Origin of the sequence: Streptomyces sp. NPDC001922 (assembly GCF_042891165.1) — a bacterium.
Lineage (GTDB): Bacteria > Actinomycetota > Actinomycetes > Streptomycetales > Streptomycetaceae > Streptomyces.
In genome coordinates, this window is record NZ_JBIASV010000006.1 from 188,234 (window position 1) to 201,003 (window position 12,770).

General features: G+C 70.2%; 10 protein-coding genes. 4 read left to right on the forward strand and 6 right to left on the reverse strand.

Features of this window, described 5'->3' with window-relative positions; translation table 11 throughout:
- The first annotated feature begins 26 nt into the window (after positions 1 to 26).
- The 3 genes from tnpA to ACFYYR_RS12755 all read left to right on the forward strand — a co-directional run bounded on the left by tnpA (position 27) and on the right by ACFYYR_RS12755 (position 2,728).
- The gene (gene tnpA, locus ACFYYR_RS12745; RefSeq protein ID WP_388850772.1) at positions 27 to 443 is read left to right on the forward strand and encodes an IS200/IS605 family transposase; all 417 of its coding nucleotides are present in this window, start codon (positions 27 to 29) and stop codon (positions 441 to 443) included.
- Between the two features lie 609 nt (positions 444 to 1,052).
- Entirely contained in the window at positions 1,053 to 1,703 is a 651-nt protein-coding gene (locus tag ACFYYR_RS12750; protein WP_388850775.1) for a hypothetical protein, read from the forward strand.
- On the forward strand, positions 1,691 to 2,728 hold the full coding sequence (locus ACFYYR_RS12755) for a hypothetical protein (RefSeq protein ID WP_388850777.1): 1,038 nt from the start codon (positions 1,691 to 1,693) through the stop codon (positions 2,726 to 2,728). Before ACFYYR_RS12750 ends, ACFYYR_RS12755 begins: the two co-directional genes overlap by 13 nt.
- 205 nt (positions 2,729 to 2,933) lie before the next feature.
- Here ACFYYR_RS12755 and pruA read toward each other — a convergent pair whose 3' ends face one another.
- Positions 2,934 to 4,565, reverse strand: coding sequence for an L-glutamate gamma-semialdehyde dehydrogenase (pruA, locus tag ACFYYR_RS12760; protein WP_388850780.1), 1,632 nt, complete (start codon positions 4,563 to 4,565; stop codon positions 2,934 to 2,936).
- A 51-nt stretch (positions 4,566 to 4,616) separates the two neighbouring features.
- Entirely contained in the window at positions 4,617 to 5,543 is a 927-nt protein-coding gene (locus ACFYYR_RS12765; RefSeq protein ID WP_388850783.1) for a proline dehydrogenase family protein, read from the reverse strand.
- A gap of 209 nt (positions 5,544 to 5,752) precedes the next feature.
- On the opposite strand from ACFYYR_RS12765, the gene ACFYYR_RS12770 reads away from it, so the two are divergent.
- Positions 5,753 to 6,985 carry a PucR family transcriptional regulator gene (locus ACFYYR_RS12770; protein WP_388850786.1) on the forward strand — a complete coding sequence of 411 codons (1,233 nt, stop codon included), beginning with the start codon at positions 5,753 to 5,755 and terminating at the stop codon, positions 6,983 to 6,985.
- Between the two features lie 195 nt (positions 6,986 to 7,180).
- Here the strand turns inward: ACFYYR_RS12770 and serA are convergent, their stop codons facing one another.
- The 4 genes from serA to ACFYYR_RS12790 form a co-directional block, all read right to left on the reverse strand.
- Positions 7,181 to 8,773, reverse strand: a complete 1,593-nt coding sequence (gene serA / locus ACFYYR_RS12775) for a phosphoglycerate dehydrogenase (protein WP_388850789.1) — start codon at positions 8,771 to 8,773, stop codon at positions 7,181 to 7,183.
- A gap of 445 nt (positions 8,774 to 9,218) precedes the next feature.
- Complete coding sequence (gene ilvC / locus ACFYYR_RS12780; protein WP_388851368.1) at positions 9,219 to 10,217, reverse strand: ketol-acid reductoisomerase; 999 nt, start codon at positions 10,215 to 10,217, stop codon at positions 9,219 to 9,221.
- Between the two features lie 101 nt (positions 10,218 to 10,318).
- On the reverse strand, positions 10,319 to 10,843 hold the full coding sequence (ilvN, locus tag ACFYYR_RS12785; RefSeq protein WP_351512557.1) for an acetolactate synthase small subunit: 525 nt from the start codon (positions 10,841 to 10,843) through the stop codon (positions 10,319 to 10,321).
- Between the two features lie 42 nt (positions 10,844 to 10,885).
- On the reverse strand, positions 10,886 to 12,757 hold the full coding sequence (locus ACFYYR_RS12790) for an acetolactate synthase large subunit (RefSeq protein ID WP_388850793.1): 1,872 nt from the start codon (positions 12,755 to 12,757) through the stop codon (positions 10,886 to 10,888).
- Between the last annotated feature and the right edge of the window lie 13 nt (positions 12,758 to 12,770).

Sequence of the window (12,770 nt, forward strand, 5' to 3'; positions counted from 1 at the left end):
ACTACGACGCTACTACGATTGGTCTCGTGAATCAGGAGAATGACTACAGGCGTGGCAGGCATGTGGTTTCGGCGATGCACGTTCACTTGGTCTTTGTGACCAAGTCCCGGCGTGGAGTGTTCGACGATGAGATGCTGACGCGCTGCGAAGAGGTCATGCGGAAGGTGTGTGAGGACTTCGAGGCGGAGCTGAAGGAGTTCAACGGCGAACGCGATCACGTCCACCTCCTGATCAACTACCCGCCCAAGGTCGCCGTCTCCAAACTGGTCAACAGCCTCAAAGGCGTCTCCGCCCGCCGGATCCGCCAAGAGTTCACCGACCGGATCAACCCCGCCATCACGCACGGGCACCTGTGGTCGCCCTCATACTTCGCCGCATCGTGCGGCGGAGCACCGTTGGCGATCATCCGCCAGTACATCGAGCAGCAACAACGCCCGCTCTGACGTGCACGTCAGAGCAGCCTTGAGATGCATTCATCCCCGGCGTGAACGCGGGGGCTTTCTGCAAGAGCCCCGGTAACGATCAAGGACGCCGATACCGCTTCGCTCAGCTACTGCGCGGACGAGAGCAAGGGCTACAGCAAAGACCTGAGGACCGGGAAGGCGAAGATCACTCCGGTCAGCGAGAACAGCTACGTCGTCTACAACACCGTCCTGACGAAGAACGACGCAGGCGTGTGGCAGACGACCCGCATCGTTTCCCGGCGAGGGGCGGCGGAGTGCCGGCGATGAAGAGGACCACGGTCGTGGCGGGCAACTCTCGGCGCATCTGATGAACACCGGGTGGAATCCATGCTGTTGCGGGGATTCCGGCCCACGTACCGCGCAAAATGCCGCATTCCGCCGGGCGGTGGTGTCGCAGCCGCCCCGCGTTGCCGACCACAGAGCCGGCCGGCCTTCCCGATATCTGTGACCTCGGCGGTGAACACCACACGAAAGGGTTACGAAAGGGCCGTACACGACTCCGGGAGACCGCAGAAACACTGGCGGTGGCCGGGGCCCACCGATAGCGTCACGTCACCCATTCAGCCCTCGCCCCACCGGGAGTCGACCGTGAACCGCCCTTCCCTGCCCGCTGCCGCCGCACTTGCCGCAGCCGGAGCACTGCTGCTGACCGCCTGCGGGGGAGGTGACGACAAGACCAAGGACGGCGACAAGATCGCCGGAGCCCGGGACAGCAAGCAACAGGCCTCCCCGAGCGCCTCCGAGGCGGAGGAATCGACGGACAGACCGAAGATCGCCCTGCCGAAGGACCTGAAGTACGTCTTCAACTGGCCGTCCACACGTAATGCCACGGAGAAGGCCGTACTCCACGACGGCGAACAGTTCATCAAGGCCACGGACATGGCACTCGCCGAGCAGGACCCGCTGCACAAGGCCTACCGCTTCTACTCCGAGGGAGAGGCCGCAGCAGGAACCGAGGTCTATGTGAAGCGATTTGTCGACCACAAGGCACGCACCACCGGCACCTACCGCTTCTTCAAGGGGGCGGTCTCGGTGAAGGGCGGGAAGGCGTCGTTGGTGTACTGCGAGGACCAGAGCAAGGCGTTCAACCGGTACATCGAGACCGACAAGGTCGACGAGACACCGGTGACCAAGAACAGTTACGTGTTCTACAACACCTCGATGAGGAAGAACGACCAGGGCGTCTGGGTCACCGAGAAGATGCTCTCGCAGAGAGGGGCCGCACAGTGCCAGCCGTGAGGAAGGACCGCTCCGCGGTCGCGGCTGTCGTGGCCTCGGCTCTCGGAATCATGATGACCGTTCCGTCGGTCGCTCGGGCGGCCGACGACTTCGGCAACGAGTCGCAGAACCCGCGCGAGAACACCTCCGGCGACAAATCCGGCAACGACATTTCCGCTTCCGCCATGGCCATCCACTTCGACCAGTCCCGGAACGGAAAGGGCGGCGGGGCCGGGCCGGTCACGCCGGCGGGCGACTGGACCCCGCCCCCGTGCTGGTACCAGCCGAAGTGGACGGCAAAGCAGTTCAAGGCCTACACCGAACCGATCTGGGAGGCCGGCTCCACCGGTTACGAATGGGACGCGGCGCAGCGCAAGCGCTATGAAGGCGGGGAACCCTACAAGGACTTCAACCTCGACAAGCAGGACGAGGGCTACTGGTGGGACGCGGTGGCCAATCCGGACCGCATCGCGGAACCGGCCGCGCTCTCCTGCGACAAACCCACCTTCTGGGTGGACAAGGGCGACCCGCCGAACGTCCCCAACGCCGTGACCCCGGAAATACTCGGCCAGCTCGCGTACGACAGGATCCGCGTCCCGGACACCGAGGTGAAGCTCTCCCCCGACGCCCGGCAGACGGTCAATCTGCCGACCTGGGCCTGGCTGGACGAGACCGCGTTCAAGCCCGTGTCGGTCACCGCCTCCATCGACGCCCTGGGCATCTCCGCGACCACCACCGCCACCCCCGTCTCCCTCCGGCTGGACCCCGGTACCGAGGACGCCGAGCTCCACCCGGCCTCCGGGGAGTGCCCGATCGAGGACGGCCGCATCGGCACGCCGTACACCAAGGGCCAGGGCGACCGCACACCGCCGTGCGGGCTGACCTATCTCCGCGCCTCTCAGGACGGGCCGTTCCCGTTCAAGGCCACGCTCACCTGGAAGATCTCCTGGGAGGGCTCCGACGGCCAGGGCGGTGACCTCCCCGACGGCACGTTCGGCACGACGACCGAGGTCACGGTCCAGGAGGCTCAGGCCGTCAACCGCTGACGCACCCGGGCCCGGCGCGGAGGGTGACGCACCCGGGCCCGGACGGCGAACACCACCCGCCGTTCCGGGCCCGGCCGGCGCCCCGCCACCCCGCCGGCTCCCCCGCGCCTGCCAGCGGGCCCAACGCACTCCGCCCCCGCCCGGGAGGGATCCGGGCGGGGGCGGTGGCCTGGGCGGCCGGCGGGCCGGGGGTCCGGCGGCCGGGTCAGCCCATGTGCGGGTAGCGGTAGTCCGTCGGCGGGACCAGGGTCTCCTTGATGGAGCGGGTCGAGGTCCAGCGCATCAGGTTCTGCTTGGCGCCGGCCTTGTCGTTCGTGCCGGAGGCACGACCGCCGCCGAACGGCTGCTGGCCGACGACCGCGCCGGTCGGCTTGTCGTTGATGTAGAAGTTGCCCGCCGCGAAGCGCAGCGCCTCGCCGGTGGCCGCCGCGGCGGCGCGGTCCTGGGCGATGACGCAGCCGGTCAGACCGTACGCCGAGGCGGACTCCATCTGCTCCAGCATCTCGTCGTACTTCTCGTCGTCGTAGACGTGCACGCCGAGGATCGGACCGAAGTACTCGTCCTTGAAGATCTCGTTCTCCGGGTCGGTGGAGACGAGGACCGTCGGGCGGACGAAGTACCCCTCGCTGTCGTCGTAGGTGCCGCCCGCGACGACCTCGACGGTCGGGTCGGACGCGGCCCGGTCGATGGCGGCCTTGTTCTTGGCGAAGGAACGGTCGTCGATCACCGCGCCGATGAAGTTCGACAGGTCGGAGACGTCGCCCATGGTCAGCGAGTCGACCTCGGCCGCGAACTCCTCCTTGAAGCCGTTCTCCCAGATGGAGCGCGGCACGTAGGCACGCGAGGCGGCGGAGCACTTCTGGCCCTGGAACTCGAAGGCACCGCGGGTCATCGCGGTCTTCAGCACCGCCGGGTCGGCCGACGGGTGGGCGACGATGAAGTCCTTGCCACCGGTCTCGCCGACCAGGCGCGGGTAGGTCTTGTACTTCTCGATGTTGTTGCCGACCGTCTTCCACAGGTACTGGAAGGTGCGGGTCGAGCCGGTGAAGTGGATACCGGCCAGGTCCGGGTGGTTCAGGGCCACGTCGGACACTGCCTTGCCGTCACCGGTCACCAGGTTGATGACACCCTTCGGCAGACCGGCCTCCTCCAGGAGCTGCATCAGCAGCACGGCGGCGTGGGTCTGCGTCGGGGACGGCTTCCACAGCACGACGTTGCCCATCAGGGCCGGGGCGGTGGGGAGGTTGCCCGCGATCGCGGTGAAGTTGAAGGGCGTGATCGCGTAGACGAAGCCCTCGAGCGGCCGGTGGTCCGACCGGTTCCAGACACCCTGAGCGTTGGCCATCGGCTGCTCCGCCATGATCTGGCGGGCGAAGTGCACGTTGAAGCGCCAGAAGTCGATGAGCTCACAGGGCGTGTCGATCTCGGCCTGCTGCGCGGTCTTGGACTGGCCCAGCATGGTGGAGGCGGCCAGCGTCTCGCGCCAGGGGCCGGACAGGAGCTCGGCGGCCTTGAGGATGATCGCCGCGCGGTCGTCGAAGCTCAGCGCGCGCCAGGCGGGGGCGGCGGCCAGGGCGGCGTCGACGGCGTCCTGGGCGTCCTGCTCCGTGGCGTTGCCGAACGTTCCGAGCCGGGAGGAGTGGTTGTGCGGCTGGACCACGTCGAAGCGCTCACCGCCGCCCATCCGCTTCTCCCCACCGATGGTCATCGGGAGGTCGATCGGGTTGTCGGCCAGCTCCTTGAGCTTGGCTTCGAGCCGCTCACGCTCGGGGCTGCCGGGTGCGTAGCTGTGCACCGGCTCGTTGACCGGCGCGGGGACCTGGGTCACAGCGTCCATGGTGGCCGTTGTCTCCTTCGATCGAGTGGGTGGGGACGGGATCGGTGGGGCTCAGCCGCGGGTGGCGAGTGAGCGCAGGAAGAACGTCATGTTGGCCGGGCGCTCCGCGAGACGCCTCATGAAGTACCCATACCAGTCTGTTCCATACGGGATGTAAACCCGCATACGGTGCCCTTCCGCAACGAGCCGCTGCTGCTCGGCCTCGCGGATGCCGTACAGCATCTGGAACTCGTACTCGTTGAGCTTGCGGCCCGCGCGGCGGGCCAGCTCCTGGCCGATGGCCACCATGCGCGGGTCGTGCGACCCGATCATGGGGTAGCCGTCACCGGCCATGAGGATCTTGAGGCAGCGGACGTAGGCCCGGTCAACCTCGCGCTTGTCCTGGAAGGCGACCGACGCCGGCTCCTTGTACGCGCCCTTGACCAGGCGCACCCGCGACCCTTCTCCGGCCAGCGCGTGACAGTCGTCCTCGGTGCGGAAGAGGTAGGACTGCACGACGGCGCCGGTCTGCGGGAAGCGTTTCCGCAGCTCGGAGAGGATGGCGAGGGTGGAGTCGACCGTGGTGTGGTCCTCCATGTCGAGGGTGACCGTGGTGCCCGCCTCGGCGGCCGCCTCGACGACGGGGGTGACATTGGCCAGCGCCAGGTCGTGGCCGCCCGACAGTGCCTGCCCGAAGGCCGAGAGCTTGACCGACATCTCGGCCCGGACGCCCAGGCCCTCTCCGGCGAGGGCCTCGGCGAGCGCCAGGTACGCGTCGCGGTTGCGCAGGGCCTCGGCCGGGTCGGTGATGTCCTCGCCGAGGTGGTCGAGGGTGACCTCCAGGCCGCGGGAGGCGAGCGTGCGCACGGCCGCCATGGATTCATCCAGCCGTTCACCGGCGACGAAGCGGTTCACCACGGGGCGGGTGACCGGCGCGGCGGAGACGATACGGCGGATGCTGTCGCTGCGCGCGGCGGCGAGGAGCACGGGACCCAGCACGGGGCACCTCCACGAGAAGTACGGACAGCCGCGACGGAACAGCCCGGAACGGCAAGGAGAACCACCGTGAAACCTAAGGATCGCTCCGATCGGCGGCCATAAACAGCTGTCACGCATCCGTGGTCCGGATCTCAGACAGTTGTATGAGAATGGTCTTCGGCAGCAGAACGAAGGCTCGGAAGGCGCGGCGGGAAGGGACCGGATCGGCGGTGCGCGGGGACTATCAGCAGCTGGTGGACGAGATCTCGGCGGTGCTCGGCGCCCCCGCGACGCTGGAGGACCGCGACTTCGGGCTGATCGCCTTCGGGGCGCACGACAGCGAGGGCGCGGACGGCGAACCGGCCATGGACCCGGTCCGCACCCGGTCGATCCTGCACCGGCGCTCCACGGCGGCCGTACGGGCCTGGTTCGAGGCGTTCGGCATCGCCCGGGCCACCGGCCCGGTCCGCATCCCGCCGGACCCGGCCGCCGGTGTTCTGATGGGCCGGATCTGCCTGCCCGTGCGGCACCGCGGACAGGTCCTCGGCTATGTCTGGCTGCTCGACGACGGGCACCTCTCGGTGCTGGAGACCGGCGGCCCCGGCACGCCGCCCGACCCGCGGCTGGCCCAGGCGATGGGCACCGCGGCCCGCATCGGCGAGCTCCTGGCCGCCGAGGCACGGGCCGGCGCGGAGACCGGCGAGCTGCTGTACGACCTGCTCACCGGCCCGGCGACGGGCCGGGAGACGGCCACGGCCGGGCTGCGGGCCGCTCTCGGTTCGTCGGCGGACGGACCGCTGGCCGTGGTCGCGGTGCTGCCCTGGCGCAGCGGTGACGACGGCGGGGGCGCGGTGGCCGAGGGGCCGGGCTCGGTGCTCGCCGGGCAGCCGGGGGTGGCGGCGATGTGCGTGACCCCGGCCGTTCCCGGTGCCGGGGTGGACGGGCTGGCCGCGCTGGTGCGGCTGCGCGGGGCGAACGTGCTGGAACCGGCGCACACCGCTGCCAAGCGCCTGCTGCGCTCGCCACGCGCGGGTCACCGGACGGCGCGGTCGGGTGCCGCGGCCGGGATCGGCGATCCCCGCCGGGGCCCGGACGACCTGCCCGCCGCGTGGCACGAGGCGGTGGCGGCGGCCCGTACCGCCCGCGCCGACGCGCGGCTGGGACCCGTCGCGCAGTGGGCGGCCATCGGCCCGTACCGCCTGCTCACCGGGCTGCCCGCGCCCGCCGCCCCCGACCCGGCGGTGGTGCCGCTGCTGGCGACCGCGCAGCGGGAGCTGGCGCGGACGGCCGAGGTCTTCCTGGACTGCGCGGGGCAGGCCGGGCGCGCGGCGGCGGCCCTGGGCATCCACCGGCAGACGCTCTACTACCGGCTGTCCCGGGTGGAGCAGCTCACCGGCCTGGACCTGGCGGAGGGCGAGGACCGGCTGCTGCTGCACATGGCGCTGAAGGGACAGCGGCTCTGAGAAGGGGCGGTTGCGCTGCTGTACGAGCGGGGGCCGGGTGTACGGGCCGGCCCGCGGGGCCGGGCGGGCAGCACGTGGCACGGTCGGCCCGCGGGGCCGGACGGGCAGCACGTGGCACGGTCCGCGCATACGCGGGGCCCGGCACCCGCCGGAGCGGGGCCGGGCCCGGAGGCGTACGCGGTCGGCCGCGGAGGATCAGTCCTCGAGGTTGACCGTGCGGGCCGACGTCGCGCCGATCTCCTCGGCGATCTCCGTGAGCACGGCCGCCGGAACGTTGTCGTCCACGGTCAGGACGACCAGCGCCTCGCCGCCCGGCACGGCGCGGGAGACCTGCATGCCGGCGATGTTCAGACCGGCCTCGCCCAGGATGCGGCCGACGGTGCCGACGACACCCGGCCGGTCGGCGTAGCGGAGGAAGACGAGGTGGTCGGCCATGGCCAGGTCCACGTCGTGCTCGCCCACGGCGACGATCTTCTGGAGGTGCTTGGGGCCGGCCAGGGTGCCGGAGACCGCGACCTCCTCGCCGTCGGTGAGGGTGCCGCGCACGGTGACCACATTGCGGTGCTCGGCCGATTCCGAGCTGGTGGTCAGCCGCACCTCGACACCGCGCTCCTGCGCGAACAGCGGGGCGTTGACGTAGCTGACGGTCTCGTCGACGACGTCCTCGAACACGCCCTTGAGCGCGGAGAGTTCGAGCACCTTGACGTCGTGCTGGGTGATCTCGCCGTACACCTCGACGTCCAGCCGGACCGCGACCTCGCCCGCCAGCGCGGTGAAGATCCGGCCGAGCTTCTCGGCGAGCGGAAGGCCGGGCTTGACGTCCTCGGCGATCACGCCGCCCTGGACGTTGACGGCGTCCGGCACCAGCTCGCCGGCGAGGGCCAGGCGGACGGACTTGGCGACGGCGATGCCCGCCTTCTCCTGCGCCTCACCGGTCGAGGCCCCGAGGTGCGGGGTGGCGACCACGTTGTCGAACTCGAAGAGCGGGGAGTCCGTGCAGGGCTCCTTGGTGAAGACGTCGAGGCCGGCACCGGCGACCCGGCCCTCCTTGAGGGCGGAGGCCAGCGCGGCCTCGTCGACGATCCCACCGCGGGCGGCGTTGACGATCCGGACCTCGGGCTTCACCTTGTGCAGCGCCTCGTCGCCGATCAGGCCGACGGTCTCCGGGGTCCTCGGGAGGTGGACGGTGATGAAGTCCGCGACCTCGAGCAGCTCGTCGAGGGTGAGGAGCTTGACGCCCATCTGCGCGGCCCGGGCCGGCTGGACGTACGGGTCGTAGGCGACGACCTTCATGCCGAAGGCGGACATCCGCTGGGCGACCAGGACGCCGATCCGGCCCAGGCCGACGACACCGAGGGTCTTCTCGGCCAGCTCGACACCCGTGTACTTGCTGCGCTTCCACTCGCCGTTCTTCAGGGCGGTGTTGGCCTGCGGGATGTTGCGGGCCGTGGCGACGAGGAGGCCGCAGGCGAGCTCGGCGGCGGTGACGATGTTGGAGGTCGGGGCGTTCACGACCATCACGCCGGCCTTGGTGGCGGCGGGCACGTCCACGTTGTCCAGGCCGACCCCGGCCCGGGCGACGACCTTGAGCTTCTTCGCCGCGGCGATGGCCTCGGCGTCGACCTTGGTCGCGCTGCGGACGAGGATCGCGTCCACGTCGGCGATGGCGGGGAGGAGCTCGGCGCGGTCGGCGCCGTTGCAGTGCCGGATCTCGAAGTCCGGGCCGAGGGCGTCGACCGTGGCGGGCGACAGCTCTTCAGCGATGAGTACGACAGGTTTCGGGCTCACGTGGTCCTCAGTCCTCACTAAGTCCTTTGGGGGCCCCTCCCGCACCCGGAGGCCGCGGGGGAGGACGGCCGTCCCGACGGCCGAAGGCGGTGAAGGGGGCAGCCGCGAGAAGACGCACGACGCTGTGAGCCTGACGCGCTTGTGCAATGCAGTGTACTGGCGGTAGCGGGTGAGTCTTGCGCCTTTGCGGAAGGATCACCCGGTCGGGGCTCGACGCGGTGGACAACGGTGCGAGCGGTGCGGCCCGGCCCTCCTCCGGACGGCCGGGGCGGCTGCGGGGTCCGGCCCGGCGGGCGGGGCGGCACGGCCGGCCGGGCGGCGCCGAGGGACCGGCGGCCCGGGCCCGGCGTGGCGCAGACGGCCGCACCGGGCCGGGCAGGGCGTCCGGCGGGATCCGCGGCGCCCGGCCGCCGGATCCCGCCGTCACCCCTCGCGCCGGTGAGGATCAGGCCTCCTCGTTCACCCAGCTCATGAGCTTGCGCAGCTCCTTGCCGGTGGTCTCCAGCTTGTGGTTCGCGTCGGTCTTCTTGTACTCGTTGTACTTCGGCAGACCCGAGTGGTACTCCTCCATCCAGTTACGGGCGAAGGTGCCGTCCTGGATGTCGGTGAGGACCTTCTTCATCTCCGCCTTGGTCTGGTCGGTGATGATCCGCGGGCCGGTGACGTAGTCGCCCCACTCGGCGGTCTCGGAGACCGACCAGCGCATCTTCTCCAGGCCGCCCTCGTACATCAGGTCCACGATCAGCTTGAGCTCGTGGAGGCACTCGAAGTACGCGATCTCCGGCTGGTAGCCGGCCTCGACCAGCGTCTCGAAGCCCGCCTTGACCAGGGCGGACGCGCCACCGCAGAGGACGGCCTGCTCACCGAACAGGTCGGTCTCGGTCTCCTCGGTGAAGGTCGTCTTGATGACACCCGCACGGGTGCCGCCGATGCCCTTGGCGTAGGAGAGCGCGAGCGCGAAGGCGTTGCCGGTCGCGTCCTGCTCGACGGCCGCGATGCACGGCACGCCGCGGCCCTCCTCGTACTGGCGGCGGACCAGGTGGCCCGGGCCCTTGGGGGCGACCATGGCCACGTCCACGCTGGACGGGGGCTTGATGAAGCCGAAGCGGATGTTGAAGCCGTGGCCGAAGAACAGCGCGTCGCCGTCCTTGAGGTTGTCCTTGACGGACTCCTCGTAGACCTTCCCCTGGATCGGGTCCGGCACCAGGATCATGATCACGTCGGCCTCGGCCGCGGCCTCGGACGGCGTGGTGACCCGCAGGCCCTGCTCCTCGGCCTTGGCGCGGGACTTGGAGCCCTCGGGCAGACCCACGCGCACATCGACGCCCGAGTCGCGCAGGGACAGCGCGTGCGCGTGGCCCTGGCTGCCGTAGCCCAGAACCGCGACCTTGCGGTTCTGGATGATGGACAGATCGGCGTCGTCGTCGTAGAAGAGCTCGGCCACTTCGGGTATCTCCTTGTTTCTGCCGTTGCGGGGGATCTGCTGGTGCAGGGGCCCGCTTCCCACCGTATGACGGTTCGGCGGGGTGGGGATCGTGGGTCTCGTTATGCGGATCGGTCGAGCGCGCGGAGCGACCGGTCCGTGATGGAGCGGGCGCCTCGCCCTATGGCGATCGTGCCGGACTGGACCAGTTCCTTGATGCCGTAGGGCTCCAGCATCTTGAGCATGGCCTCGAGCTTGTCGCTGCCGCCGGTGGCCTCGATGGTGACGGCCTCCGGGGAGACGTCGACGGTCTTGGCTCGGAACAGCTGGACGATCTCCACGACCTGGGAGCGCGTCTCGTTGTCGGCCCGCACCTTCACCAGGACGAGTTCCCGCTGAATGGCCGCGGCCGGCTCCAGCTCGACGATCTTGAGCACGTTGACCAGCTTGTTGAGCTGCTTGGTGACCTGCTCCAGCGGGAGCGACTCGACATTCACCACGATGGTGATGCGGGAGATGTCGGGGTGCTCGGTCGTGCCGACCGCGAGGGAGTCGATATTGAATCCGCGGCGGGAGAACAGCGCGGTGATCCGGGCGAGGACACCGGGCTTGTTCTCCACCAGGACGGAGAGCGTGTGCTTGGACATGGGCTCGTTCTCTCTGCTTCTCGGGGGCTTCCGGTCCTGGACTCAGTCGTCTTCGTTGTCGCCGAAGTCGGGGCGGACGCCGCGGGCGGCCATGACCTCGTCGTTGGAGGTGCCGGCGGCGACCATCGGCCAGACCATCGCGTCCTCGTGGACGATGAAGTCCACGACGACGGGCCGGTCGTTGATCGCGTTGGCCTTGGCGATGACGGCGTCCAGCTCCGCCGGGTCCTCGCAGCGGATGCCGACACAGCCCATGGCCTCGGCGAGCTTCACGAAGTCGGGGACGCGGGTGCCGCCGCTCGGTCCCGTGACGGTGCCGGGCTCCGCCGCGTCGCCCTCGGGCCCGGAGTGCAGCACGGTGTTGGAGTAGCGCTGGTTGTAGAAGAGGGTCTGCCACTGGCGGACCATGCCGAGCGCGCCGTTGTTGATGATCGCGACCTTGATCGGGATGTTGTTCAGCGCGCAGGTGACCAGCTCCTGGTTGGTCATCTGGAAGCAGCCGTCGCCGTCGATCGCCCAGACGGTGCGGCCGGGGGCGCCGGCCTTCGCGCCCATCGCCGCCGGGACCGCGTAGCCCATGGTCCCGGCGCCGCCGGAGTTGAGCCAGGTGCCGGGCTGCTCGTAGTCGATGAAGTGCGAGGCCCACATCTGGTGCTGGCCGACGCCGGCCGCGTAGATGGTGCCCTCCGGGGCGAGCCGGCCGATCCGCTGGATGACCTGCTGCGGGGAGAGGCTGCCGTCGTCCGGCAGGTCGTAGCCGAGCGGGTAGGTGTCGCGCCAGCGGGTGAGGTTCCGCCACCACTCGGTGTAGTCGCCGGAGCGGCCCTCGTCGCGCTCCGCCTGGATCGCGACGACGAGGTCGGCGATGACCTCGCGGGCGTCGCCGACGATCGGGACGTCGGCGGCGCGGTTCTTGCCGATCTCGGCCGGGTCGATGTCCGCGTGGACGATCTTTGCGAACGGGGCGAAGCTGTCGAGCTTGCCGGTGACCCGGTCGTCGAAGCGGGCGCCCAGCGCGACGATGAGGTCGGACTTCTGCAGGGCGGTGACCGCGGTGACGGCGCCGTGCATCCCCGGCATGCCGACGTGCAGCGGGTGGCTGTCCGGGAAGGCCCCGAGGGCCATCAGCGTGGTGGTGACGGGGGCGCCGGTCAGCTCGGCGAGGATCCGCAGCTCCTCGGTGGCACCGGCCTTCAGGACGCCGCCGCCGACGTAGAGCACCGGGCGCCGCGCCTCGGTGATCAGGCGCGCGGCCTCGCGGATCTGCTTGGCGTGCGGCTTGGTGACGGGGCGGTAGCCGGGGAGGTCGGTCTGCGGCGGCCAGACGAAGCTGGTCTGCGCCTGCAGCGCGTCCTTGGCGATGTCGACGAGGACCGGGCCGGGGCGGCCGCTGGAGGCGATGTGGAAGGCCTCGGCGATGGTCTTCGGGATCTCGGCCGGGTCGGTCACCAGGAAGTTGTGCTTGGTGATGGGCATGGTGATGCCGCAGATGTCCGCCTCCTGGAAGGCGTCCGTGCCGATGGCCTTGGACGCCACCTGGCCGGTGATCGCGACCATGGGGACCGAGTCCATGTGGGCGTCGGCGATCGGGGTGACCAGGTTGGTGGCGCCGGGGCCGGAGGTCGCCATGCAGACGCCGACCCTGCCGGTGGCCTGGGCGTAGCCGGTGGCGGCGTGGCCTGCGCCCTGCTCGTGGCGGACCAGGACGTGACGGACCTTCGAGGAGTCCATCAGCGGGTCGTAGGCGGGGAGGATCGCGCCGCCCGGAATGCCGAATACGGTGTCGGCGCCGACTTCCTCGAGAGAGCGGATGAGGGACTGCGCGCCCGTGACGTGCTCGGTGATGGTGGGCTGCTGTCCGCCGTTACGGGCCCGCTGCTGCGGATGGTGGGCCCCGGTGGCCTGCTCGGTCATCGGCAATCTCTTC

What these genes read in the sequence shown, in the direction of transcription:
- pruA (WP_388850780.1), bottom strand. Translation starts at nt 4,565, where the DNA reads ATGGACGCTGTGACCCAGGTCCCCGCGCCGGTCAACGAGCCGGTGCAC.
- ilvN (WP_351512557.1), bottom strand. Translation starts at nt 10,843, where the DNA reads ATGTCCAAGCACACGCTCTCCGTCCTGGTGGAGAACAAGCCCGGTGTC.
- ACFYYR_RS12790 (WP_388850793.1), bottom strand. Translation starts at nt 12,757, where the DNA reads ATGACCGAGCAGGCCACCGGGGCCCACCATCCGCAGCAGCGGGCCCGT.